We start from the raw sequence: 24,873 nt of genomic DNA on the forward strand, positions 1-24,873 counted from the left end.
TGCAGTATTGTTTTTTCATTCAATTGAATTCTCAGTTTTAATGGGTGCATTTGATTCGAGTCTACTTATGCTGCGGTGTCTCTGCTATTTACCTTTTTACATGCTGCCATCTGTCTTTTCCTAAATTTATAGCCCCTCATAAGAGCAGTAAGAGCTAAGCATTTAGCGAGGGTTTTCAGTTAACTCGTTTCTTTTTGCCATTTATTTGACCCTTGAATGTTCATTCAACAGTTTGACGCAATTTCTTCTCTGCAGAGAATGGAGGTTAATTTTTGTACTTGATTATGCATATTGTATAAATTATAAATTAAACGTCTTTTGTTAACAAAAGATTAACAACCATAAAAATAATACAATTAAAGACACGGCGTTTAACGCTCATCATCGTCAGTTTATCGCTTCTTGCAGTTAGGTGGTTTTACGACGCAGCCGTGCATAATTTGGAGTCAAACATGTCAACTAAATCATCAGTTTCATTGCTTAAACGCAGCCCGTTTAAGATCCATGCTATCGCTCTGGCTTGCAGCGCTGTTTTATTACCAGGCGCGGCACTTGCAAAAGGGGAAGTTGCTCCAACAGCAAAACAGTCTGCTAAACCTGCACATGGAAAGGCGACAAACAATCGCTTTGAAAAGGGCGCTCATATCCCTGGTCAACAAAAAGGTGCGGATAATAGCCAGCGCCAGCAAGCACCAAAGAGTAAGCCTGCAAAAAAGATTGAAGGGCCAATGGGCGCAATAGGCCCTGCAGCAGAAGCTGAAGCAAATGAGTGTAGTAGTGAACTTGCAAACTTAAGTGGGCAAGCGTTATTTGATTTTGTCAGGCAAGCGGATATTTCGTGTATTTCTGAGCTTTACTCTCGAAACGATGCAGCGTCTGTTGCCGCTTACCAAGTTGAAAATGTTGTTTCTGTAGCTAATCAGGCCAAGAATATTGCAGCAAGTTACGATAGCCGCAGTGGATCTGAAATGCGTAACTTGTTCTATTTTCTACGTGGCGCATTTTACATTGAGTTCTACAACGACGACTTAACTTATAGCGATACTCAAGCAGCAGATGCGCTATATTCAGTTCTGCTTGAATATGCAAAAAATCCTCACTTATTTGATCTAAGCCAAGATGCTGGCGATACCTTGTCTGAGTTTTTCACTTCTTGGTCTAGTGCGGATCATATTTTAGAAAGTGTGCCGGTTATCACCGACTATTTGCAGCGATTTGATGCGAACTTTTTAGCAAGTAACCGCCATCGCGCGGCGTTAACGAGTGCGTTAACCACGCTTTACTATGGAAGTTGGGAAGAAGACTACAACAAGAAAGCCATGGAACATGGCGACTTGATTGATGCACTGCTGAATATTGCGACTAGTGATTACATTATTAATTCAGCTTATCAATATGAATCAACAGACGCTTTTCATGAGTTTGGTCGGTTCTATGAATATCAACAGTACTGGGATCTTCCACAAAGCCTAAAGACACGTTTAAACGATGGCGTGCAGTTATATATGGGCAAGTTTGAGCGTATGTCTGCTGAATGGGCTGATGGTGCAGGCTACCTAGATTACTACAACCCTGGAGAGTGCGAGCAGTTTGGTATTTGTGGCTGGGAAGAAGAGCTTGAGCAAACGGCTTTACCGATTAACTATAACTGTAGCGATACCATCTATATTCGTGCGCAGCAGCTAACGGATAATGAGTTACAAGATTCATGTGATCTCATGGGAGCTGAAGAAACCTTATTTCATAATGTATTGGCAACGGGTTATCAACCGGTAGCTGATGACTTAAATGAAAGTCTAGAAGTGAATATCTTTGATAGTTACGCAGACTATGCGCAATACGCTGGTGTTATTTTTGGGATTAGCACAGACAACGGCGGTATGTACTTAGAAGGCACGCCTTCACAAGAAGGGAACCAAGCAAGATTTATTGCACATGAAGCAACTTGGACTGAAGATATTTTAGTTTGGAACCTCAAGCATGAATATGTGCATTACCTTGATGGTCGTTTTAACCTTTATGGCGCATTTAATTATTTTGATATCGATACGGGCAAGTCGGTGTGGTGGTCTGAAGGTTTAGCTGAATACATTTCTAAGCAAAACCGTAATGATGGGGCTATTGATTTAGGTCGCTCGCAGGCTTATAGCTTAAGCGAGATTTTATCTAACACATATAATAGCGGCTCAGAGCGGGTGTATAGCTGGGGTTATTTAGCGGTACGTTTCCTGTTTGAAAACCATAGAGACGATGTCGATGCTTTACTGGTTCTAGCTCGTGGTGGTGACGCAGCTGGTTGGTTAGCGTATATCGACAATACAATCGGTCAAAACTATAACAGTGAGTGGAACACTTGGTTGGCTTCAGTGACCAGTAATGATGACACTATAGATACCGGTATTGTTGTGCCTGTCGACTCCGATGGTGATGGTGTTGCTGATAATCAAGATGCATTCCCCAATGATCCTACCGAGACACAAGATAGTGATAACGACGGTGTAGGCGATAACGCTGATGCTTTCCCTAATGACGGCTCTGAAACGGTTGATACTGACGGTGATGGTGTGGGGGACAATGCTGATATCTTCCCTAATGATCCTACGGAATGGGCAGATTCTGATGGTGATGGAATTGGTGATAATGCCGATACCGACGGCCCAATTGATCCGGTTGAAAGCTGCGGTGTGGCAACCATAACTGATGGTAACCTCACTAAAGAGCAAACTGAGTGTGTTGCAGGGCGAGATATTAACTACTTCTATACTTATATTGATGAAGATAATACGCCGCTTTATATATCAACAGCTGGTGGTAGTGGAGATGTTGATGTGTACTTCAATCAAAGTATTTGGGCTAAGCCATCTGCTTATACAGAAAAGGCAGCAACAGCTGGTAATAATGAGCAATTAGCGGTAACGGCAAATCGTGGTTGGGTTTATATCAGTTTAGTGGCGAATGCTGAGTATGAAGGTGTCAGTTTAAATGTGAGTCTAACTGATGGTGGTGATACAGGTACAGACCCTGTAGCGGTTGCCGATGCTTGTGCTACACAATCACCATACAGCTATGGCGGTGTTGAGTTTGGTGAAGCAGTTTGCATTGCAGATGGTCACTCAAGCTATTACTTCTATGTGCCTACAAACACAGCAGAGGTAACGGTTGCAAGTGGTCACGGTAGTGGTGATGTTAACTTGTACGGTAATAGCCAAACTTGGGCTGGACCTGACTCGTTTGAAGTTAAGTCTGAAAACCAAGGTAATGTTGAAAGCTTAACGATTAATACACCTGCTGAAGGTTGGTATTACATTAGTGCTGATGGCGCACCATCAAGTACTGGTGCAAGTTTAGTGGTGGATATTAAGTCATTGTAGCAATAACATTTACCGCATAAATACATAGGTAAAACAAAAACCGACTCACAGAGTCGGTTTTTTATTGCTAACGTTATCTGGTTGCTTTATTGACTGCGATTCAGTGATTTATCTGGATTATATAAATAATGTAACGATTGGGCTGATAAGGTCGACAGTCAGTGCGAGTCAGGTTAGGTTAATGTATGAACTGTTACTCTAAAGCTCAACATTAAGAGGTACTTTAAACTTATGATTAATAGATATATCTCAATAGTCGTCATGGGCTTATTACTATTAACCGCTTGTAGTTCATCCGATAGTCTAGAGCAAGCCTCTGCCACCCGCACCACTATGGTGATTAGTGGTGATCTTAGCGCTCTAAACACCCGTTCAAAATCGTTTGCATGGCACCCGACCATGTTTGCGGTGCATGCTAGCGATGAAGTAGATAGTGAGGCAGTAGTCAAGCATATGCAAAAAGCCATTACCAAAGTGATGCAAGACAAGGGCTATCATTTAGCACAAGCCCATGAAACTCCGAGCGTGCTGGTGGGCTATGGTTTGGCTTTAGAGTCAGAAATGAGTGATAAAGAGATATTAAAGAAAGCGGGATTAGTTGCTGGGCTTTCTACCGCTGGTGTTGATGATAAGTATGAAAAAGGCTCGGTATTAGTCGCTTTATTTAACCCCAATAGCCCGATGCCAATTTGGCGAGTATTAGCTCAAGGTTTTGCTGAGTTAGATAAAAGTCCTGAGCAGCGTGAGCAAAGGTTCGAGCGTCTTTTATCGAGCATGCTTAAACCCGTACCTGCGGTTTAATATAAAGCGGTGATAGAAACGAGAGATAAAAGGAATTTTTGGCGCAAGAGTCTACCAATTAGTGGTATCAAGACTATATTTTGGTGGGCTATAGCCATTAAAAGAAAGGGATTACTGATGAAATTGATTAAAGTGGTCGGGTTGATATCAAGTTTACTGTTTTGTATCAGTGTTAATGCTAGTGATTGGGTTCAAATTGCCGAAAAGACCGTAAACTATAAAACTGAAACAGATAAGGTTAGTGTTAAAAAAGCGCAAAGACAGGCGAGCCACATTAAATTGTCTTGTACTCAGGGTACAGTCAATATGCATAAAATCGTGTTGGTTATGGCTGATGGCAGCGACAAGCAAGTTGATAACCTAGGCGTATTAACAAAAGGGTTATCAAGTCGCAGTATCAGCGTCCCTGAAGGGGAGCTAAAGTCGATAGAGTTGACCTACGACAGTATTGGTAGCCAAACGCTTGCGGTGGTTGGTGCAACTAAAAAAGGTAAACTTGAGGTTTTGCTAAAAACAGCAAATGATGTGGATTAATACCACTCTATTGCTGTCCATTTTAACAAGCCCTGTGATATCAAGATTTCACAGGGCTTGCTTTGAGGGTTAATTATTCTTGATCACACGCTAACGTTTATTTCATAAGAACCAAACTTACGCATGTTTATCACTCCCGTATCGAAAATTAAATACTGGCCTTTTATACCTAGTAATATGCCTGATACTTCTGGGTTTTTATCAAAATTATGTGAGCTGATTTTGGTGGGGAAGGTCTCAACTGGATAGTTAATAGTTTGGATAGACTCATCTAACGGCGTCACAGAAAATTCACCATGCTCGGCAGTAATAACTTGCAAGCGCTCTGCGATTTGTGGAATAAGCGTTGCCGCTTGCTCTTTTAAATCGATGTCATCTGCATTGCCTTTAAGCATAGTGCGCCAGTTTGTTTTATCGGCGATTAACTCTGCTAATGCGGTTTCTACTAATCCAGATAGTAAGCGGGTTTCCACTTTAAAAATAGGTAAGCCCTGAGTTGCGCCTTGGTCTATCCAACGCGTTGGCAGCTGAGTATGGCGGGTAATACCTACTTTAATACCGGAAGTATTCGACAGATACACATAATGCGGTACAAAGCAGTTCGCTTCACCCCAAGATGGCTCGCGGCAAGTCCCTGCAGCAAAGTGACAGGTTTCTGGCTTCATGATGCACATGTCGCAGCTTGCAAGCTTCTGCATACACACGTAACAATGGCCTTGCGAATAACTCTTCTTGGTTTTTTTGCCGCAGTTACAGCAAAGGATTTTCCCTGTATGAGTCAGAGTTAACTGACTGCCAATTAGCGGATTAAGATCCAATAACTCTTCGCCAACAGGTAGTTGATATTGCACCACGTTATTCTCATCTAAGTGGCTGCGCATTTTTCTTAATGTTCCAAGCATGACATTTCTATTTTTATCAGTATTTGTCTTAGTCTAACAGATTGTTAATCCACATTTGGAATGGTTTTTTCGATTGCTTTAGGCAAAGGATCTCTGCAGCTGCTTGAGCAATGAGCATGAATACCGTTTGTTTATCTATGCGTTATTGTATTTCTGGTATTATCGAATTATAATCAATGGCATGAATGCGAATATCGAGGTAATGATGTTAACTGATTGGCTTAAACATAAAGAACAGCTAAGGCACTATGTGCTGAAGAACATTGATGATAAAGATGCTGTAGATGATATTTTACAAGAGGTATACATCAAAGCCAGTGCGAAGCTGCATCAACTTAACTCCCGTGATAGCTTGAAGAGTTGGCTTTATCGGATCACACACAATGTGATTATGGATTTTTATCGTAGTAGGCAAGCTTTTGATGAACTTCCTGATACCTTGGTAGATGAAATTGAAGAGCTAGCAGCGGTGCAAAAAATGGCTGAGTGTTTACGGCCTATGTTTGATTGCTTACCTGAAAAGTATCGTGAGCCAATGTTGCTGTCAGAGCTTGATGGTTTACCTCAGCAAGAAGTCGCCGATAAACTTGGTATGTCACTTTCAGCGACTAAAAGCCGCATTCAACGAGGTCGAGTAAAATTTAAAGACTTACTGATGACTTACTGTGATATTGAAGTGGGCCGTCAAGGCGTTATCGATTTTAAGCCAAAATCAGAGTGTCTGCATTTACAATGCGCTTGATACCGCATAGTTAGAAGTGCGGTTTAATATCGCTCATTTATGAACGTGGGCTTATAGCGAGTTTAGTTACTGAACCAAGTTATAGTGCTTACGTTAAAGAGCTTAAGCATGTTAGCTAATTTCCTCTCGCTGCAACAGCCTATCACTGGCTCTTAACCATAAACATTCTAAACGAACATTCAACGTTGAATACTTAAGTTCAAACCATCCTCCCTTATACCTAACATGTGCCACAACTGTGTCAGTTTTAAAGGTCGAATGACTACTGGTCGATATTCGCCTCAAAAATAATTTAACGTATTTTGCGTCTTTTTTTCTTTAATCGCGTCCTAGTGACATAGACGATTAAGTATCGGAGAAAAATATGTTCAAAGCGACCCCAAATAATAGCCAAAGTACGCATAAATTTATTAAGAGTGATAGCAAGATGCTCAACCAAGTGTACGGTACTGACCAAGTCGTACCTTACTGGATAGCAGACATGGAGTTTCCTATCGCGCCTGCTATTACTGCAGCGATGAATAGCCTTATCGATAGAGAAACCTATTCCTATGAATTTGATTCAGAAACGGTGTTTAGCTCGATTAGCCATTGGAATTACCTGCGTCATCAATTAACTCTGGAACCAGCGAACTTCGTACAAGTACCTGGTGTGTTAAGTGCGATAGGCATACTTATTCGTGAATTTTCGGAAAAGGGGGATGGCGTACTTATTCAAACTCCTGTGTATCACCAGTTCCGCCGTTTAATTGAATCGGCTGGCAGAACCGCAGTGAGTAATACATTAAAAGTACAGAATGGCCGCTATGAGGCGGACTTTGAAGATTTTGAAAACAAGTTAAAGCAAGGCGATGTAAAAATTGTACTGCTATGTAATCCGCATAATCCAGTTGGGCGCGTATGGCAAAAGGCAGAGCTTGAGAAGTTAGTCACTATTGCTAAAAAGTATCAGACCTTGATTATCAGCGATGAAGTGCATGCCGATATTATTTTTGCTGGTAATGAATTTACTAGCATTACTGAACTTGGCTATGATCAGAGTATTTCGATTATTGGTTCGCCAGCAAAAAACTTTGGTTTAAACAGTATTTCAAATGGCTATATTTACAGTGATAACACTGATATTAAAGATAAAGTTAAAGCAAGCGTTAGCTCTATGGCACTCGATCACGGCAATGCGTTTACTACCTACGCAACGATTGCTGCGTATCAGCAGGGGATGCCGTGGTTTGAGGCGTTTTTAGATTACACCCAAGCTAACCGAGATTGGATCACCGAGTATTTAACTGTGCAATTGCCACAAGTTAAATTCTACCAACCAGAAGGCACTAACCAAATTTGGCTCGATTTTAGCGGCTTACAACTCGATTCTACTGAGCTAAAAAGCTTATTGACTCAAAAAGCGAAATTGGCACTAACACCAGGTACTTGGTTTGGTGAAAGTGATGAGAACTTTTATCGCCTCAATTTTGCCGCGCCACTCGAGCAGATCCAAGCTTCATTTGAATTGCTAAATAGCGCAATCAGTCAGTTACAAAACTAATTATTAAGGTTTAGCATGGCTCTACAAAAGTTAAAGAATTTAATTATTATCTCGCTAATTGTCCAACTAACTTAACTTGTTTGGCTTAAGTTAGCGAGAGAGGAGAACACAAATGGCTCAAAACATTATTAAGGGCATTCAAGCGATAGCAGCTGAAGCTCGTGAAGTGGTAAAAGATATCAACATTGAACAAGCAAAGGCGCTTTATCAAAATGACGATTACGTTTTTGTTGATGTGAGAGAAGCATCTGAGCGTGACAAGCTTGGCGTTATTCCAGGCGCGTTTACTTGCCCGCGTGGCATGCTAGAGTTTTTAATTGACCCTAGTTGTCCGGTGCATAACCCTATATTTAATCTAGATAAAACCTACGTGTTTTATTGCGCCCATGGCTTAAGGTCACTTTACGCTGCTAAGCAAGCGCATGATATGGGATTAAAGCCAGTGCTGAATCTAGCTGGTGGTTTTGCTGCTTGGCAAAATGAGCAAGGTGAAATAGAAACTAGCACCGAATAGCTGCATGACTTTATCGTTAATGCGGAGCAAAACTCATGTGAACGCTAATAATAGTTAAATATCAGCGAAAGCTAAGATTAAGCCATTACAATTGATTGATAAACAGATAATCGTTAATGAATATAGAATCCATTTGGCAACAATACCGAAATAAGATTAAAGCATTTCTTCATGCAAAAGTGTCAAATCCAGATGATGTTGATGATCTCTTGCAAGAAATTTTGATTAAGACTTTTGATAATCTGCACTCGGTACAGTCTGAGGCAAAAATTAAGTCTTGGCTTTATCAAGTTGCCAATAACGCCATCATTGACTTTTATCGTAAGCGTGGTCGTGCAGCGAAAATTGAGGGCGAAGAGTTATGGTATGAACAAAGTCAGGAAAGTACTGAGCAGGCGCTTTCTCGTTGTACTGAACCTTTTATCAACGCATTACCTGAAGATAGCTCTGCTTTATTAACTGCAATTGATCTCCATGGACAATCTCAAAAGGACTATGCCGCTGAACATGGTATTAGTTATTCAACACTTAAGTCTCGAGTGCAAAAGTCTCGTGAGCGCTTACGGGGGCTGTATGAAGAGTGCTGCCATTTGTCGCTGGATAAACAGGGGAATGTTGTAGAGTTTGATCTTAAAAGTGGCAATTTTAAGGGCTGTTAATTACTAACCTATTGCAGCGAGACTCGATAATAAATCGATTTGATCGAGTCCGCTGTTAATAGGTTTAGCTTTGCGCGAGTTCTAACAGCTTAGGTAAGAAACGCGTATCGCTATTAGCTATTTGAGTTTGTTCGGTAAGTACTTGCTGTAAGATCTCATGAGTGGTTAATGGGTTTGCCAATACCACTCTAAATACCACTGCCTTGATATTCATTAGCTGGTGGTTTTCTGGGTTTATTCGAGTTCGAGACACAAACGATGTACCTTGTTCACGCTGAGTCTTTTGCACAAACTTGGTTAAGCCATCAAGCAATTGGTTAAATTTGCTCAATGTTTCAGTGTCACCTAATTCTCGGGCTTTAGCCATCGCGATTTGTACGCTGCGCGGCACATAACGGTAGGTTAGAAGACACAGCTCTGGTTGAGAAACGAGCTCGAAATCAGCTTCTTCGATAATTAAGTCGGCAAAGTAACGTGCTTTTTCAAGGCTATTATTGATTAAGATCTCATAGCCATCACGGCCAATCACCTTAAGACAAGCATGAACTAGCATCGCCATACCGGGGCGGGAGCCCTCTAACGTTTGACTACCTAAATCCTTTGAACCCTGACGTAAAATATATTCAGCATGATGCTTAATGGCATTGGCAAAGGTAGGATCTTTAAATAGCACCATCCCCGCGCCCATTGGCACATACATCTGCTTATGGGCATCAATGGTGACAGAATCTGCGCGCTCAATTCCCGCAAGTAAATAGCGATATTTATTTGATAATAGACTGGCACCGCCCCAAGCTGCATCAACATGGAAGTGACAATTAAGCTCAGCCGCCAAATCGGCCAGTTCATTGAGTGGATCGATATTGCCGGTTTCTGTAGTGCCCGCAACACCAACAATTGCCATAACTTTTATGTTGGCTTGTGTAAGTTGTGAAGCGATTTCTCGCATTTTTACCACATCAACTTTGTTGTCGTTTAATGTCGGAACTTGAATAATATTTTCGCGGCCCACGCCTAACAAATCGGCTGTTTTAGCCAAAGAATAGTGACCACGCTCAGAGACTAATATAGCCAAATCATCGTAGCCGTAGTGACGTAGACCTTTAATAAGCCCTTGCTTTGAAACACCTTTAAAATCACCATCAGCTTTTAATAGCTGATTACGAGCAGTCCACAAGGCTGTGATGTTAGCAACGGTGCCGCCAGAGCAAAATGCACCTAGCGATACATTGGCGCTATGCATCCAGCTTTGGTAGAAGCTTTCATCTTGGGTATAAACTAAGTGATGCATCATACCTAGAACTTGGCGCTCTAGAGGTGTGAATGCTTTAGATGTCTCAATTTTGACCAAGTTCTGATTAAGGCCAACCATCATTTTTGATAGTGGTAACACAAAGTAAGGTAGCGCTGAAGTCATGTGACCAATAAAGCTAGGCGCCGAAGTATGCACTGAATGAGCAACGAGCGTCTTCATCATATTGTCGGCATAATCAGACACAAACTGCGGTGATGCAGGGATATGGTATTGCTGAAAATCTAATTCGACTTCTGAAAGTGGCTTTTCTACTGCAACAACGCTCTCTTGCAAAAAACCCATAAGGTTTTGCGAGATATTCTGTTCAATCACACTAAGGGTTGAGTCTGGAGCTTCTGGAACTGTAAAAATTCGCAGTAATGCCTCTTCAGAAGCGGTCGCTTGTCTTAGTGTCATTGGGCTATCAATCTCTACTTATCGCGCTGTTATTACAGCCTTTCAAAATGGGAGGCCACTTTACTTTATGCTGTTTAGTGCTTCAAGCATAAAAACCATAATGGCTAGTCTTACACCTATTGGTATTACATTAAATAGACTATCTCAGTTAGCGCAAGAGTAAAAGGGCTAGGGGCAATGCTGGCGATGAAAGAGAAGGGGGCGCCACTATGCGCCCAAATAATGATTATTTATTCGTAGCTAATGCATACAAGGCGGCGATATTTTTAGAAGTACAGTAAAGGTTATGCTTAGCACTGGCTAACACTTCGGCTAATGGTAATGCTCTTGGAGTAATAGAGAACAAAGCGTCAATACCATGTTGTAGTAAAATGTTAGCATCATCACTTACGCAACCTGCAATAGCGATAACCTTAATATGTTGTGCTTTGGCAACTGCCGCCACACCCATTGGCGTCTTACCGTGTAAGGTTTGACTATCAAGACGTCCTTCACCTGTTATCACTAGATCGGCGCCTTTAACTGCTTTAGCTAAGTTAACTGTTTGCATTACAATATCTATGCCCGGTTTTAGTTCGGCGCCTAAGAAGGCCATTACGCCTAAGCCCATACCGCCTGCAGCACCCGCTCCAGGATAGCTTCGGTTATCGACAATGCCAGTTTGGGCGATAATATCTGCATAGTGGGCTAGGGCTGTGTCGAGTTGCTCAACCATTTTTGGCGTCGCGCCTTTTTGTGGGCCAAAAATGGCGGACGCCCCTTTTTCTCCGCACAATGGATTGTTAACGTCACAAGCGACTTCAAAACTACACTTTGCAATAAGTGGATGAAGATCTGTTAAATCAATTGCTGCTAGTTGTGCTAATGCTGCACCACCACTTGTTATGGCTTTACCTGATGCATCAAGTAAATGAGCGCCGATAGCTTGTGCCATACCCGCGCCGCCATCGTTTGTTGCGCTGCCACCAAGGCCAATAATGATGTGTTCAATGCCGCGGTTTAAGGCATCTACAATAAGTTCCCCTGTACCATAGCTTGTGGTGACAAGTGGATTGCGATCACTCAGGGCTGCTAAATGTAAGCCTGACGCCGCGGCCATTTCGATAACAGCAGTCTTTTTATTATTAGGATGGTTATTGCCTAAAATGCCGTAAAAGGCTTGAATCTTGTTTCCTAAAGGGCCAGTTACGTTGACTTTGATTATGCTACCTTGAGTGGCATCAACCATAGATTGCACGGTACCTTCACCACCATCTGCGACAGGCATTTTGACGTACTCGGCATTAGGTAGCACTGTGCGAAACCCTCGTTCTATCTCATTTGCCACTTCCATTGCGGTTAAGCTTTCTTTAAATGAGTCTGGGGCTATCACAATTTTCATGGGTTTTCCTATTGGTAGTCTGTCAGATTCAACGTTGAGGCAGACTAGCATTGAGGTATTTAAAGGAGTTGAAGCTTGGCGAGCTTAATATCGTTTAGCGCTCGCCAAGTTAGGTGCAGTGGTTAGTTATAGTAGGACTAAGCTTAGTAGGTATACCATCGCCATTGCGGTCACACCTTGGATCAGTGTCGCCATTGTTTGCGCCTTATAAGCTTGTTTAACACTCATACGGCTAAACTGAGTGACCACCCAAAAGAAGCTGTCATTTGCGTGAGAGACTGTCATTGCACCTGCACCAATCGCCATAACGGTCAGAACACGGCCCATATCGCTGGCAAGACCAATATCACCTAGCATAGGTGCGACTAATGCTGATGTTGCCACTAATGCAACAGTTGATGAGCCTTGAGCTGATTTAAGCGCTGCAGCCACCACAAACGGCATAAAGATACCAATACCTAAAGCAGATAGTGACTCACCTAAGAAGGTACCAATATCAGTGGCTTTTAATACTGCACCAAATGCACCACCGGCACCGGTGATAAGTAAGATTGGCGCAGCTACCACTAAGCCTTGGCTAATGCGGTCGCTAAACTCTTTAATTTTATCGTCACCTTTTAATAGTGATAATGACAACAATAGACCAATCATTAAGGCGTTAACAGGCTGACCTAAGAAGGCTAAAAACTCAAATAACATGCCATCGCCAATAGGCGCTGATGGGAAGTTAGCGATAGAGCCTAAACAGATAAGTAAAATCGGTACAAAAATAGGTGCAAATGCGCGAGTAGGGCTTGGAAGTTCGCCGTAAGCTTGCTTTAGATTATCAAAGTCTTCTTTTTGATTTAGTAATTCTTCAGCACCTTCACCATCTGGTTGCGTGTTAGCAAAACGGTTAGCCCATAAAGTACCGGCTAGCGCGGCTACGGCTGCGACAAAAATACCTACAAAAATCACTAAACCAAGATTTGACTCAAGGCCTAAGTTACCCGCTGCTGCAATTGGACCGGGTGTTGGTGGTACAAAGGTGTGAGTGGCGTAAAGACCTGTTGCTAGAGCGACGCTCATTGATACACTCGAGACCTTCATTCGGTTGGCCATCGATTGTTTTAGTGAGTTTAAGATTACAAAGCCAGAGTCACAAAATACAGGGATAGAAACGATATAACCAATGATTGACATGGTTAATGTTGGGAAGCGTTTGCCTAGTACTTTAATGACGACATCGGCCATGGTAATGGCTGCGCCGCTTTTTTCCAGAGTCGTACCTATGATGGTACCTAATACGATAACTAAACCAATGTAGCCTAAAATCCCCCCAAAACCTGAAGTTATCGTTTTAGCGATATCGGCACTTGGTAAACCGTAGGCAAAAGCGGCTAAGAACGACGCTAAGATCAAGGTCAAAAATGGATGGAGTTTAAATTTAGCAGTAGCAATAACGATAAACGCGATCACTGCCAGCAAGATCAGTACTAAGCTCATAGGGTATCCCTGTATGGGTATTTTTTATTTATATGTAAGGTTTTGTTGTTTAAGCCAAATTGGGAGCACTGTATGAAAGGTGCTGACCAAGGTATTTCAGGCCAAAATATTATGCGGTGATGAAATGAAAATTTCTTTGGCTGTAGTCACTAATTTTAAATGTTAAAAGTCATATTTTTTGTGCGTGCGCACAAAAAGTGTTTTGAAAACAAATATCAATCGTTTGAGTTTTCGGTGGCATTATCCGTATCTTTGCATTATAAAATGTACAACTTATTTAACGAACAGCATTTTTAACGGTAATAACAGCCTTTAGCTATTAACGGTATTTTATTTGCGAAGATGGCGGTTAAATCAGACACCTTTGTTATTCATAACTTTAGGTTGTTAGCACTGGTTTTATTCATTAAATCGAATTATTAGCTGCTTTCGCTTAACACCACTTGACCAATATAAAGTTGCAAAAGCCCATCGAGTTGATTGATATTGGTACCCGTGATCCTCTGGATTTTTTCGAGCCGGTAGCGCAATGTATTTCGATGAATAAAAAGTACATTGGCACATTGCTGTAAGTCACCAAAGTGCTGCAGATAGGCCGTTAAGGTTTTAATTAGTTGGCCACTTTTATCTGCAATGAGTAAAGCTTGGTAAGGGGAGAGTAGTTCCTTACCGCGCCAGTTATCCTTTAGACCAGATAGCAATACAGACAATGAATAATCTTCGTACAGGTATTTACTTTGCTTAGGTTGCATTTGTTGACCAATAACTAGGGTTTCTAGAGCGGTTTGGTATGAACGGTTAAGATCTTCAGCTGCAGGGAAATAATGACCAAGTGATATTTTTAGGCGGCTAACAAGTGTTTTGGGCAGCCGAGCAAGTAATTGGTCTATACGTTCGCTTTCTAGAACGGGGTCCCAGGTTTTACCATCAAGAAAGGCGGGCTTTAAAATTACGAGTTCGGTCATTGAAGTCATCGCGACCAAATTACCTCTTGAAGGGTTCTCTAATAGGTGGAGAACTTGTTTTAACATTGAATTTGCAGCAACCTCTTCTTCATCGGCTTGGACTTTTATAAGAGCTACAACCCTAGGTGCATCAAGATCGATACTCAGCTGAGAGGCCCAGTTCCGCTGATGGGAGGTAAATGGTCCCTCCGTTTTGATCAATTCAATGATCAATTCCTCTTTTTGTCGATAGTGCCACTGGGCTTGTTCTATAGTGTTAGCTTGCTCTACGATAATTTCGGCTGTCATTTTGAGTAGTTCACCATAACTGCGTAACTTTTCAGGTTCACCTGTAATGCCGATGACGCCAATGATATCGCCTTTATAGTGCAATGGCAGGTTGATCCCAGGTTTCACGCCTTGGAGGGTACCTGTACTTTGTGCGCTAATCTCAACCGTGCGCTGCTGGCTGATGGCAAGCAATGCGCCTTCATGGATGGCGCCAATACGATGAGATTCACCAGAGCCTAAAATGACGCCATGATTGTTCATCACATTAATATTGTGACCAATAATTTTCATCGTACGTTTAACGATTTGTCTCGCTAGGGCGCCATCTAAAAAGTACACGTGGGTTCTCACTAAAAGGAAGTTAATTAAAGTGCTATTACAGTGCCTTAAACGAAGCTAATGTGGCAGTCATTTTTTAGGTTATTGTGAGCTTACAAGTATTTGCTGGTGTCGATTAGTTCTGAATTATTAATTGTGCGACTCGCTGTTGTAATTGAGGAATAATTGACGTTTCAAAATCAGGATGCCGCTTTAACCAAATGTTATTTCTAGGGCTTGGGTGTGGCATTACCAGCGTTTTTGGCCAGCGTGTTTGCCAGTTTGATACTGATTGGCTAACGCTAATTTTTTGTTTTAGATGCCATTCAATTGCATACTTTCCTACAAGTAAAGTGAGCTCAATATGCTCAAGCTGGACTAAAACATCATTGCGCCACTTTACTGCGCACTCTGGGCGGGGAGGTTTATCACCGCTCTTTTTATCTGCAGAGGAATAACTGCCAGGAAAACAAAATCCCATAGGCACAATGGCAAACAAATTAGGGTCGTAAAATTGCTCTTTAGTCACGCCTAACCAAGCTCTAAGCCGCTCGCCACTCGCATCGTCAAAAGGCCTGCCTTTGTGGTGAGTCTTTTGCCCTGGCGCTTGTCCAGCAATAAGGATCTTGGCGTTCTTACCTAGCTGAACAATAGGGTTTGCTCCTAGTGGCAAACTATCGGCGCAAATTTGGCATTGCTCAATATCAGTTTGTAGTGGAATAAGTTGTTGTTCGCTAGGCATCAGTAACCTCAGAGTTAACGCTAAATCGCTAGCTTAATTGGATGATCTTGTACGCCCAATATCCTAAGTAACTATAGGCTATAGCTAATGTCGCCAGTGATATGAACTTTACTTTTATGTCGGCTTGACTAACCAGTGCAACATGGGCGCAAGCGATAGCAAATACTGCAATAGGGGTAATATAGTACGCGCACAATAGCAGTAGAATCGCCGCAAAAGCGATAATGAGTGCGCTATTTTTAGTTGGCGCTTTATTAGCTGACAAGTTAAGTTGTAACGGTAATAAACTCAGACCTACGCTAACGATTATCACCCCAATATTCATCGAGATTGCGCCCGCTGTATCGAAATAAATTAGCGCGACAACTAGGGCTATCACAGCCGGAATGATAGCGATAAGAGTATGCATTTTAGCAAAATTACGGCTGTGGTATTTACCTGTGAAATAGAACAGGCCATTTAGTAATAAATTAAACAAGCTAAAGCCGCCTAAAGTAATGGCAAGCATCAATACGTTAGTGGTGTCGTTGGCCATTGCAAATGCTGGCAAAGGAGCGAACATTGCAGTGACAAGAGTCGCTTTAAGAGTGGTTGAATGAGTCATGAAAGTATTTTAGATGAAGTTAATAATATTAAGATCCCTTAAAGCCGCAATAAGTTCAAGGACATCGCTGATTTGAGTGTTATTTTTTGCAAACTTTTATCTTCAGGGTGATCTGCTTCACTTTATTGGCTGTTCGATATTCGTATTAATGGATGGCTGTTATTACTTTGATTTGAGCTCATAAGTTTGAGGCAATAAAAAACCCGCATTGAGCGGGTTTTTTGATTGTTACAACTATTTACTACAAACGGTAACTCATGCTTAGCATGATTAGGTGTGCATTGTAGTCGTGGCTATTACTGCCAAAACTTAACACATTCCAAATTCCATCTGGAGCGATGTTGTTGGCTGCATCGTTATCTTTGTAGTTTTCCATCTTATAGTCTAAACGAAGATCCATTTTCTCTGTCGCTTTGTATAAGGCGTAAACATTAACGTTGTGGACTTTGGCGTAGTAATCACCGTAGTCACCAGTAATACCTTGGGTGACTTGAGTGTTACTGTTTGAATCTGAGTAAGTGTAATCAACACCTAAACGCAGTTTCTGTTCCATTAAGTTGTTGTAGCTAAAACCTGCACCAAGTACATCGACTTGATCTTCAACTACACCAAACCAGTTTGGTGTACCAAAGTTGCTACTACCCGCTTGCTCTGAATCAATGTTTTGACGGTTATAAAATGCCGTTACAGTGATGTCGTCATTGATTAAGTAACTTACACTGGCGTCATAACTCATATCTTTTGATTCAGTTAAGCCAATTTGTGTTTCGTTATAATCATCAAGCGCGTAGCGAGCACCAAAATCTAACGTCAAGCTATCGATTGGGCTGTGAGTGACACGAGCTTCAATTTGAGTACGATTTCTATCTGCAAGATTGTACTTGCGAAGCAGATCATTTTGCTCACTTGAGGTCCATTCAGACGCTTGGTAAGTCGAACCATCACGTTGGCCGTAACTACCTTTTATCCACATGTTCCAGTTGGCAAAAGCGCTAAGTTGGTATTTCGCCCAAAGCGTGCTTTCTTCAGTCGTTTCACGGTCTTGGTAGCTGCGTTCATCCTTACGATAATCATAACCACCTTCAAGCTTATGACCACGAGCCAGACGGTAGTCTGCACCTAGTTTTGCTTTGTGAGTCGTGATGTCGTATGGAGTGTTATACGCTGCTTGTCCTGTTGTTGAGTCGATTGAAATCTGCGTCCACTCTTCAACATTAGTCTTGTTATCACGGTCGCTATAATCATAGCTTGCGTTTAAACGTAATTGACGATTAATACGCGAAACAACCTTAAGGGTTGCACCTTGAGTATCAACACGACCATCTAGCGACTCTGTAGGCAATTGGTAGCCATAACCAGAGGTAGTGAAGTCTTGATCTTGCGTCATCTGACCAAAGTACACACGACCATTCATGATAGTGCGACCTGCCACGTATTGACCTAGAACAGAAACCGTATGGGCTTCGTTATCTGGATCTAATGACATATAACCAGTGGTTTGTGCTCCAAAAGTTGGGCTAAATGCATTATCAAATGACAGCTCGCTGTAGGCGTTTTTGAATATAGAACCGTTATAGTTCACCGCCGTATACCAGTTGTTACCAGCAAAGCGCACGCCAGCTTCAATAGTATCAGTCGTATAATCAACTGGCTCAGCAATCATCATTGATTGATTGTAAAAGCTACCTGAAGCTTGCTTTAAACCTGTTTTGTCTTCACGTTGGTAATTAACGTAAGTGCTCCACAGTGTTTCAGCTTGGTATTCAAAACCTAATCCTGCGCGTTCACGTTTAAGTGAAAGTTCAAGTGGATTAAGGCTTGAATATAAGTTTGTCATGTCTTGCGTGCTGCCGCCATGAACCCAATCACCTGGTAAGGTGAGGTCATCGCCACCAACTCCCTGATAAGGACTCATTGCCTTATCAGTTTTATAGGTAGCGATTTGACGATAGTTAAGGTTTAGATTGTATTGACCTTGCTTACCAACATTAATGTCAGCTCGGCCGTTTTCCATACCTAGATTGTCAGCTTCAATTGTTGCTTGATAGCCGTTGTCACCTATGTACTTAACATCAGCGTCAACTTTACCAGCAAAACCGTCTTCGGTGGCAAAAGCATTCGCTGAGCGGATGTCGTCACTGTCGCTATAACCTGCGCCAATACCTACAGTGCCCGAAACGCCTTTTTCAACTTTACAGTTTTTACAAACCCACTTCTCGAATTTTACTTTTTCAGTATTCGCATTTTGAATACCGTAACCGTCAGCAGCGATAGCTGCGCCAGATAGCATTCCGGCATTCGTTAACAAAGCGAGCGTGACCAAATTTAGTTTGAATTTCATCTTCTCGTCTCCTTAGCGCTGGAATAGCTTGCCAGATGGATGGTTTGAACCATGGATCTGGTTGTGACAGTTCAGACAGCTACGACCACCCGTCATGGCATTGCCGCCAACAGATGAACCTTGTTCTGTGTTGCCAAATAATGCCTGACCACTATGCGCGGAAGAGTGACATTGCTGACAAAGCTGTGGAGCTCGAGTTTTAAGCATACCCTCGTTTACGCTGCCATGTGGATTATGGCATGCTACGCAGTCTTCAGTTACGGGTGCATGCTCCCACAATTTTGGGCCGCGTTTCTCTGCGTGGCATGAGTAACATGTTTCGTTAACACTTGGCTTAACAAGATCTGCATCGCTCATGGTGCCGTGTGGATTATGACAATCACTACACACCATCTGTGCCCACTTCATAGGGTGGCTAGAACGCTTGTTCATGTCAGCTTTTTGCTGAGTATGACAGCTAGTACAGACTTCCATCTCAGTGTTTTTCGACAGAACTGGATCTTTAGCCGTGTGCACTGAGTGACAAGAGGCACAAGCGACGTCTGCATTGTCATGGTGACCACCATTCCAATCCATACGCTTGTCATCTTTATGGCAGCTCATACAAACACTGTTTTGTAGCTCTGGTGATAATGTTGATTCTGGGCCAAAGGCGATCATTGGCTCGTTACCGCCGCGGTTATGTTTACCCATTGGGCCATGACACGCTTCACATTGAAGGCCAGCCATTGGACTTTTGCTTGAGTCAACAGAACCATGAACACCTTTGAACAGATCCATCACTTTTTCAGATTTACGGTGACACATTAGGCATGAGTCTGCACCTTTTGGTGAGTACTTACCCTCTGCGAACTTTTGATCCAGTGTGGCTTCAACTTCATCAGGTGTCATTTTAGCATCCCACTTAGAGGCCATTGCTGTATGAGCAAAGCCAAGTGAAAGTACTGCCGACGCCATTAAAGCTGGTAGTAGGGATTTTAATCTTTTTGTGATTTTCATAATAACTTCCTAAACTTGCACAATTTTTAAGAGAAAGTGGGGGAGAGGACTCCCCCTTTTTCAACACTCTTTAACTCAGCCTTTTACAACTGGAGTTTGAAAAGAGTTGCGCAAATTACATCTTCACCGCAGTGTGATCGGTTGGTGTAGGAGCATGACAGTAGAAACAGGTTTCTAGCTGCGCAGCATCTTCTGCAATGCCTTTCTCAACATTAACCAACGCGCCTTGACCTTCAGCGTGGGCTGCAAATTTAGCTTCTGATTCAGGGCTATATACGTGACAAGACATACACGTTGCAGCAATAGGAGTTGAGTACTCTCCACCAGCTGTTGCTAGAGCACCTTTCTTCTTGAATGCATCAAGGTTTAGGTCGTTGTGACACTGGTCGCAAGTCATACCAGAAATTGCAGCGTAATCACCAGCGCTGTGAACTTTGTGAAGCTTCAGTTCAAGAGCACCCATGTTTGCGCCGCCGGCGTACGTGCCGTCTGGAGTATGACAAGCCACACAGCCATCAACTCCAACAACTGTCTTACCGTCAACGATTTGAGCTAATTGCTCGCTCATTACAAAGCCTGGGTGGTGAGTGCCTTTGTGGATTTCAAAAGTATCACCGTGACAGCTAACACACGTGTCAAAGTTTACAGAGTCAACATGGCGCATGCTAGGCGCTTCGCCAGAGAATGTTGCGAAAGCAAGATCTGCTTTCATGCCTGTGTAGTATGCGTCTAGTAGGTAACCATCTTCATCTAAGTTGCCTTCAACAGCCACTTTGTCACAATCAACGAACTCACCATTTTCAGAACACATAGATAGGCCAGAGAATGTGAATGCAGTGTCTGCATCATCCGCGCCAAATGTTAATGCTTTAGTGGTGTATACAATGTTGCCTTCTGCATCAATTGTTGCAGCAGCGTCAAGCTTGCCGTTAAGTACTAGGTTAAGGCTATCTTTTCCGTAGTAACCAAGTTTAACGTTATTTGGACCGACGTTAGTTGTTGCTTCAACACGTTGTAGCATAGGCAGTAGAGTGGTTGCATTAACCGCTTCGCCATTAGCGTCGATTAGTGAAACTGTTACTGTTGCTGTCTTATCTTGATTGACAACTAAAGCAGTGTTCATGCCGTAAGTGTCAATAAGCGCTTTAGTTTGTGTAAAGCCTTCAGTGTGGATCTCTTCAGTCCAGCTAGCGTTATGACATGCGATACAGTTAGAGTTATCTGCTTGCTGAGAGTGGCCTTGGCCAGCTACGAAGTCGATATTGGTGTGACAGCTAGTACAAGTTTCCATTGTTGGAACACGTGACCAGTTACCCCATTCGCTTAGTTCATCACTACCTTCAGTTGGTGCAACGTGACAAGTAGTACAGTTGTCTTGAACGATAGCGTGAGCTGTTTCAGCGCTCTTATCCATGTCTCTGCCGTACATTTTTGCGTTGTTATGTACGTTATGGATTAAGTGGTTATAAGCAACTTGAGGTTTGCCTTTGCTGTCAGCAAGTTCTTGTGTATGACAAGCAGCACAGGTTTCTGAAGAGGTGTAGCCGTGATAAATCTTTTTGCCTTCAGCATGGCAAGAGTTACAGGTTTCAGTTGCAACAACGTCTTTAGTGTATGTTGCTTCATAACCGGTACCAGAAAAATCTTGAGATAGTTCGGTGCGTGGGACAGTTGTTTCGCCATCAGCTAGTGTTGAAGCACTTGCGATAATGTTATAACGCTGAGTTAGTTCAGAGTTGTAACCTTCAACCGGAATAGTAAAACGGTAGTTACCGTTCTTTTGGTCGACAAACTCTTTTTGTGAACCAATGTACTGCCATTCTGCACTGTTACCCGCACCAGTAGCGCCCTGAGGGATAAGTTGTACAACTTTCTTCACTTCAAGCGCTGTAAGACCAACAACGGGTAGGTCTTCTTCGTTTGTCGCGAATACGTTAATTGTTGGAACGCCGTCAGCGTAAGTTACATCAGTCACTTTTAGGTTTAGTGTGTTGATATAGTCTGCAGCTGGGCCACCTGGGTTACCAGGATTACCGTCTTTACCATCGTCGCCACCACAACCGGTTAAGGCCATAGAGACAGCACCTGCTGCTAGAAGCAGCGCTATTTTAGATTTTTTAACATTCATCATTTTTTCCCTGCATAGGTTTGGCACTGTCTTAAACGTGTGGCTCGTTTTAGGGAAGCCGACTGTAATTTTTTAATTGCCGCTTAAGTCAATGCTGGAAATAAGATTCCCCAAGGAAAGGCTAACGTAATGTAGGGCTAAAATCTGCATAACAGATGCTAAGATGTGACCTAGATCTGTCTATTTCTAAAGAGGTATAAAAGGGCAAGGTGAGAGAGAGTGAAAGTTAACAAACTTGAGGGTATGTGTATGGTTAGTATGGTAATGGTTTTTAAAGCTTGTTAAGTGTTCTGCATATTTAAAAAGGGAGGCTAAGCCTCCCTTTTTCATACTAGCATTTTGCTAAAGGTTTAACAGCTTAGTGGCTGCTTCCCCAGTTCGCGTGTGCTTCTAGTAGTGATGCATCTTTGTGACAAGTTGAACAAGTTTCTTGAACATCTAGCTTCTCGTACTCAGAAGCTGGAATACCTAGAGTGCTAAGTGAAGCTCCTTCTTGTACCAAGATACCGCCCATTGACTTGATGTGCGAAGCAGCTGATTCATCTAACGCGTATGGCGCTTGGTGACAGCTTACACATGCTGCTGTTTGTGGAGAAACAACAAGTTGTTCATTCACACCTGGAGTATACCTTCCGCCATCAGTTGTACCGAAGGCTACTGGGGCCGCATCGCCATTAATGTGACTTAGAGAGAAGCCATCTTCACCGTGACACGCTTGACACTCAGCTTTTTTGAAGAACATGTCTCCAGAGCTGTCGTATAAGTAGTGCTTGCTGTGAACGATATAAGCTAGGTTTGAAGAACCTGCTCCTTTCTTATCACGAGTACCGTTATGACAAGATGCACAACCATCAATATCATTGGTGTAACGGTGAGTAATAGAAGTGGTATGACACTGTTGACAGTCACTCATTTCTGCATGCTGAGAACGCGGTGTTTCCGTTACGGCTGTACCATCTTGTTTAAAGAAGAAAGTGTCAGAAACTAAGTATGGTGCTTCTTGACCGTCTAATTGGTCACCAGCGTCAGAACCATCACCTTTAGTTGGTGTGCCGTCACTATTTTCTCCTGGTACATAAGTACAAGCTTCACGAACCCCTTTTTCACCAAAACAAACATGTAGTTGACTGCTTAGAGCAATAGTCGCCCCAGCATCAATAATTGGTTCAATGTTGAAATCAGTAGCCGTGATAGTCGCTGTGATAGTGCCATCAGCATTAGCTGTTAACTTGTTCCAACCGACTTTTTGATAGTTCACAAGGAAGTCATCAGTTAGTACGCCGTTTACAACGATAGCACTGTTGTAGCCACCATATTTGTATGGACGTTTGTCGATTTGATCAAATGGCACTAGTTCTTCGCCATCTTTTACGCTGAAGTTAGCTGTAATCGTATCATTTGCATATGTCATGCTATTGAAAACAACTTTTAGCTCAGTGGATTGAGCGTTATTGTTTTCTGAATAGTGACCACGTTCTGCACCACGGTATCCATCAGGATCGTTGTGACAGCTAACGCAATTTTCTTTGCTTTCAGCGATTTGGTTATTTTCGCTATCCCAATGCCAGCTTGGTACTGCATATGGGCTGTTGTGACAGTTCATACAAGTTGCGGTATCAACATCACCTTTCCAAGCATCAGCCATTGCTAGATTTTCGTCAGGTTGGTGACAAGTTAAGCAGTTTGAAGCTGATTGTGGGTAAATACCGTTGTAGTATGAGTGGCTGTGGATTTCATGAGCCATACCCTTAATAGAGCCATCATACTCATATGGGGCGCCTACAGCGTTGCCGTCTGTATCTTTGTCTTGCTTCATGTAAGAGTTGTAATCAGCATGACAGAAAGTACAAGATTCTAGAGTTACGTGCTTGCCACCGTGCATTGATAATGCACCATCTTGACCTGGACGGTGACAAGATTGACATGTTTCATCTGCGATTACAGCTTTTGGCTTGTCTTGAGCTGTATCAGAACTTGGCTGCCAGTAGAAGAATGTGTTATTGACTAGGGTAGAGCCTGCGTCGTTGGCAGATTTAACACCTAGATAGATACCATTTGTTACTTCTGCGTCGTAAGCGTACTTTTCAAGCGTATCAACAGCTTTGTCTAGTACTAACGTGTAGCTACCGTCACCGTTGTCAGTTAGGCAGTTTTCGCAGTTTTTACCTTGGAAGTATGAAGAACCTGTGTAATGGCCTTCACCTTTATCTTTATTGAAGTAGCTCAACCAAATTTCACGGTCTGCACCTTCAACGTTAGTGTCGTCGATATCTTTAACTTTGCCCATACGGCCAAAAGAAACTGCACCGATATCATTTTGCTGTAAACCAAAAACAGCTGCGCCATTTGCGTCAGCAAGATTAAAGTTTACCGTTAGGAAACCATCTTCGCTTACGCTAGCAGATGTAACTTCAGCTTCTACTTGAGAAACTTCGCCAATTGGCTTACCAACTGGACCTGGTTTGCCATCTTCACCATTTTTGCCATCATCACCACTACAACCTGTCATTGCTAATGAAAGCAATCCTGCTGTAAGCAATGCTTTTGAAGCAGCACTTAGATTAAATTTGTTCATCATTTTATGTCCCTGCAATAGTTTTTAATCATCACTAATTGCAGCTCTTTATAGGAGAACAAACTACATGTAACCGCAATTAGTGTGTGGAATTTTATTTCCAACTCTAAGGCTAACCAAGAGGGAGCCATTTAGCAGGTGTTTTAACGCCTTTATGTGATTAAGGTCAGACTATTTCTTTAGAGGTAGTTAGAAAAGTGTGTTTTTAGGACTATTTTAATTATCGATTAATAATTACTCTTTGATAAAAGCAAGGTTGTTGCGTAAATGTAGTCGGTTTTAAGGGCC

General features: G+C 42.4%; 18 protein-coding genes. 7 read left to right on the forward strand and 11 right to left on the reverse strand.

The features are described 5' to 3' along the window. Positions 1-452: 452 nt before the first annotated feature. From AB4298_RS11145 to AB4298_RS11155, 3 genes are all read left to right on the forward strand, one after another. Positions 453-3,371 carry a M9 family metallopeptidase gene (locus AB4298_RS11145; protein WP_371986765.1) on the forward strand — a complete coding sequence of 973 codons (2,919 nt, stop codon included), beginning with the start codon at positions 453-455 and terminating at the stop codon, positions 3,369-3,371. Between the two features lie 231 nt (positions 3,372-3,602). Continuing rightward, positions 3,603-4,172 carry a DUF4136 domain-containing protein gene (locus AB4298_RS11150; RefSeq protein ID WP_371986766.1) on the forward strand — a complete coding sequence of 190 codons (570 nt, stop codon included), beginning with the start codon at positions 3,603-3,605 and terminating at the stop codon, positions 4,170-4,172. A gap of 117 nt (positions 4,173-4,289) precedes the next feature. Further along, entirely contained in the window at positions 4,290-4,706 is a 417-nt protein-coding gene (locus AB4298_RS11155; RefSeq protein WP_371986768.1) for a DUF2541 family protein, read from the forward strand. Positions 4,707-4,789: 83 nt separating this feature from the next. Here AB4298_RS11155 and AB4298_RS11160 read toward each other — a convergent pair whose 3' ends face one another. Continuing rightward, positions 4,790-5,608, reverse strand: a complete 819-nt coding sequence (locus AB4298_RS11160; protein WP_371986769.1) for a DUF2797 domain-containing protein — start codon at positions 5,606-5,608, stop codon at positions 4,790-4,792. A gap of 103 nt (positions 5,609-5,711) precedes the next feature. On the opposite strand from AB4298_RS11160, the gene sigZ (AB4298_RS11165) reads away from it, so the two are divergent. From sigZ (AB4298_RS11165) to sigZ (AB4298_RS11180), 4 genes are all read left to right on the forward strand, one after another. Continuing rightward, on the forward strand, positions 5,712-6,350 hold the full coding sequence (sigZ, locus tag AB4298_RS11165; RefSeq protein ID WP_371986770.1) for an RNA polymerase sigma factor SigZ: 639 nt from the start codon (positions 5,712-5,714) through the stop codon (positions 6,348-6,350). Between the two features lie 364 nt (positions 6,351-6,714). Beyond that, positions 6,715-7,893: a MalY/PatB family protein gene (locus AB4298_RS11170; protein ID WP_249000418.1), complete on the forward strand. Its 1,179-nt coding sequence runs from the start codon at positions 6,715-6,717 to the stop codon at positions 7,891-7,893. A 112-nt stretch (positions 7,894-8,005) separates the two neighbouring features. Continuing rightward, entirely contained in the window at positions 8,006-8,407 is a 402-nt protein-coding gene (locus AB4298_RS11175) for a rhodanese-like domain-containing protein (protein ID WP_249000419.1), read from the forward strand. Positions 8,408-8,523: 116 nt separating this feature from the next. Continuing rightward, entirely contained in the window at positions 8,524-9,066 is a 543-nt protein-coding gene (gene sigZ / locus AB4298_RS11180; protein WP_371986771.1) for an RNA polymerase sigma factor SigZ, read from the forward strand. Between the two features lie 64 nt (positions 9,067-9,130). On the opposite strand, the gene panP is transcribed toward sigZ (AB4298_RS11180), so the two are convergent. The 10 genes from panP to AB4298_RS11230 form a co-directional block, all read right to left on the reverse strand. Further along, complete coding sequence (gene panP / locus AB4298_RS11185) at positions 9,131-10,777, reverse strand: pyridoxal-dependent aspartate 1-decarboxylase PanP (protein WP_249000421.1); 1,647 nt, start codon at positions 10,775-10,777, stop codon at positions 9,131-9,133. A gap of 226 nt (positions 10,778-11,003) precedes the next feature. Further along, positions 11,004-12,158 carry a glycerate kinase gene (locus AB4298_RS11190; RefSeq protein WP_371986773.1) on the reverse strand — a complete coding sequence of 385 codons (1,155 nt, stop codon included), beginning with the start codon at positions 12,156-12,158 and terminating at the stop codon, positions 11,004-11,006. Positions 12,159-12,284: 126 nt separating this feature from the next. Next, positions 12,285-13,643 carry a GntP family permease gene (locus AB4298_RS11195; protein WP_371986774.1) on the reverse strand — a complete coding sequence of 453 codons (1,359 nt, stop codon included), beginning with the start codon at positions 13,641-13,643 and terminating at the stop codon, positions 12,285-12,287. Positions 13,644-14,062: 419 nt separating this feature from the next. Next, positions 14,063-15,217, reverse strand: a complete 1,155-nt coding sequence (locus AB4298_RS11200) for a sugar diacid recognition domain-containing protein (protein WP_249000424.1) — start codon at positions 15,215-15,217, stop codon at positions 14,063-14,065. Between the two features lie 115 nt (positions 15,218-15,332). Then, entirely contained in the window at positions 15,333-15,938 is a 606-nt protein-coding gene (locus tag AB4298_RS11205) for a uracil-DNA glycosylase family protein (protein WP_371986775.1), read from the reverse strand. Between the two features lie 28 nt (positions 15,939-15,966). Beyond that, a complete protein-coding gene (locus AB4298_RS11210) occupies positions 15,967-16,542 on the reverse strand; it encodes a hypothetical protein (RefSeq protein ID WP_371986776.1) in 576 nt (191 codons plus the stop codon). Positions 16,543-16,783: 241 nt separating this feature from the next. Then, positions 16,784-18,883, reverse strand: coding sequence for an MtrB/PioB family decaheme-associated outer membrane protein (locus AB4298_RS11215; protein WP_249000427.1), 2,100 nt, complete (start codon positions 18,881-18,883; stop codon positions 16,784-16,786). A gap of 12 nt (positions 18,884-18,895) precedes the next feature. Continuing rightward, on the reverse strand, positions 18,896-19,882 hold the full coding sequence (locus AB4298_RS11220) for a DmsE family decaheme c-type cytochrome (RefSeq protein ID WP_249000428.1): 987 nt from the start codon (positions 19,880-19,882) through the stop codon (positions 18,896-18,898). Between the two features lie 115 nt (positions 19,883-19,997). Beyond that, positions 19,998-22,013: an OmcA/MtrC family decaheme c-type cytochrome gene (locus AB4298_RS11225; protein WP_249000429.1), complete on the reverse strand. Its 2,016-nt coding sequence runs from the start codon at positions 22,011-22,013 to the stop codon at positions 19,998-20,000. Positions 22,014-22,368: 355 nt separating this feature from the next. Next, positions 22,369-24,588: an OmcA/MtrC family decaheme c-type cytochrome gene (locus AB4298_RS11230; protein WP_249000430.1), complete on the reverse strand. Its 2,220-nt coding sequence runs from the start codon at positions 24,586-24,588 to the stop codon at positions 22,369-22,371. Positions 24,589-24,873 lie beyond the last annotated feature (285 nt).

This window comes from Shewanella sp. 10N.261.52.F9 (assembly GCF_041471165.1).
GTDB lineage: Bacteria > Pseudomonadota > Gammaproteobacteria > Enterobacterales > Shewanellaceae > Shewanella > Shewanella marinintestina.

What these genes read in the sequence shown, in the direction of transcription:
- AB4298_RS11170 (WP_249000418.1), top strand. Translation starts at nt 6,715, where the DNA reads ATGTTCAAAGCGACCCCAAATAATAGCCAAAGTACGCATAAATTTATT.
- AB4298_RS11145 (WP_371986765.1), top strand. Translation starts at nt 453, where the DNA reads ATGTCAACTAAATCATCAGTTTCATTGCTTAAACGCAGCCCGTTTAAG.
- AB4298_RS11160 (WP_371986769.1), bottom strand. Translation starts at nt 5,608, where the DNA reads ATGCTTGGAACATTAAGAAAAATGCGCAGCCACTTAGATGAGAATAAC.
- AB4298_RS11210 (WP_371986776.1), bottom strand. Translation starts at nt 16,542, where the DNA reads ATGACTCATTCAACCACTCTTAAAGCGACTCTTGTCACTGCAATGTTC.
- AB4298_RS11150 (WP_371986766.1), top strand. Translation starts at nt 3,603, where the DNA reads ATGATTAATAGATATATCTCAATAGTCGTCATGGGCTTATTACTATTA.
- AB4298_RS11205 (WP_371986775.1), bottom strand. Translation starts at nt 15,938, where the DNA reads ATGCCTAGCGAACAACAACTTATTCCACTACAAACTGATATTGAGCAA.
- AB4298_RS11155 (WP_371986768.1), top strand. Translation starts at nt 4,290, where the DNA reads ATGAAATTGATTAAAGTGGTCGGGTTGATATCAAGTTTACTGTTTTGT.
- AB4298_RS11215 (WP_249000427.1), bottom strand. Translation starts at nt 18,883, where the DNA reads ATGAAATTCAAACTAAATTTGGTCACGCTCGCTTTGTTAACGAATGCC.
- sigZ (WP_371986771.1), top strand. Translation starts at nt 8,524, where the DNA reads ATGAATATAGAATCCATTTGGCAACAATACCGAAATAAGATTAAAGCA.
- panP (WP_249000421.1), bottom strand. Translation starts at nt 10,777, where the DNA reads ATGACACTAAGACAAGCGACCGCTTCTGAAGAGGCATTACTGCGAATT.
- AB4298_RS11225 (WP_249000429.1), bottom strand. Translation starts at nt 22,013, where the DNA reads ATGATGAATGTTAAAAAATCTAAAATAGCGCTGCTTCTAGCAGCAGGT.
- AB4298_RS11195 (WP_371986774.1), bottom strand. Translation starts at nt 13,643, where the DNA reads ATGAGCTTAGTACTGATCTTGCTGGCAGTGATCGCGTTTATCGTTATT.
- AB4298_RS11230 (WP_249000430.1), bottom strand. Translation starts at nt 24,588, where the DNA reads ATGATGAACAAATTTAATCTAAGTGCTGCTTCAAAAGCATTGCTTACA.
- AB4298_RS11175 (WP_249000419.1), top strand. Translation starts at nt 8,006, where the DNA reads ATGGCTCAAAACATTATTAAGGGCATTCAAGCGATAGCAGCTGAAGCT.
- AB4298_RS11190 (WP_371986773.1), bottom strand. Translation starts at nt 12,158, where the DNA reads ATGAAAATTGTGATAGCCCCAGACTCATTTAAAGAAAGCTTAACCGCA.
- AB4298_RS11220 (WP_249000428.1), bottom strand. Translation starts at nt 19,882, where the DNA reads ATGAAAATCACAAAAAGATTAAAATCCCTACTACCAGCTTTAATGGCG.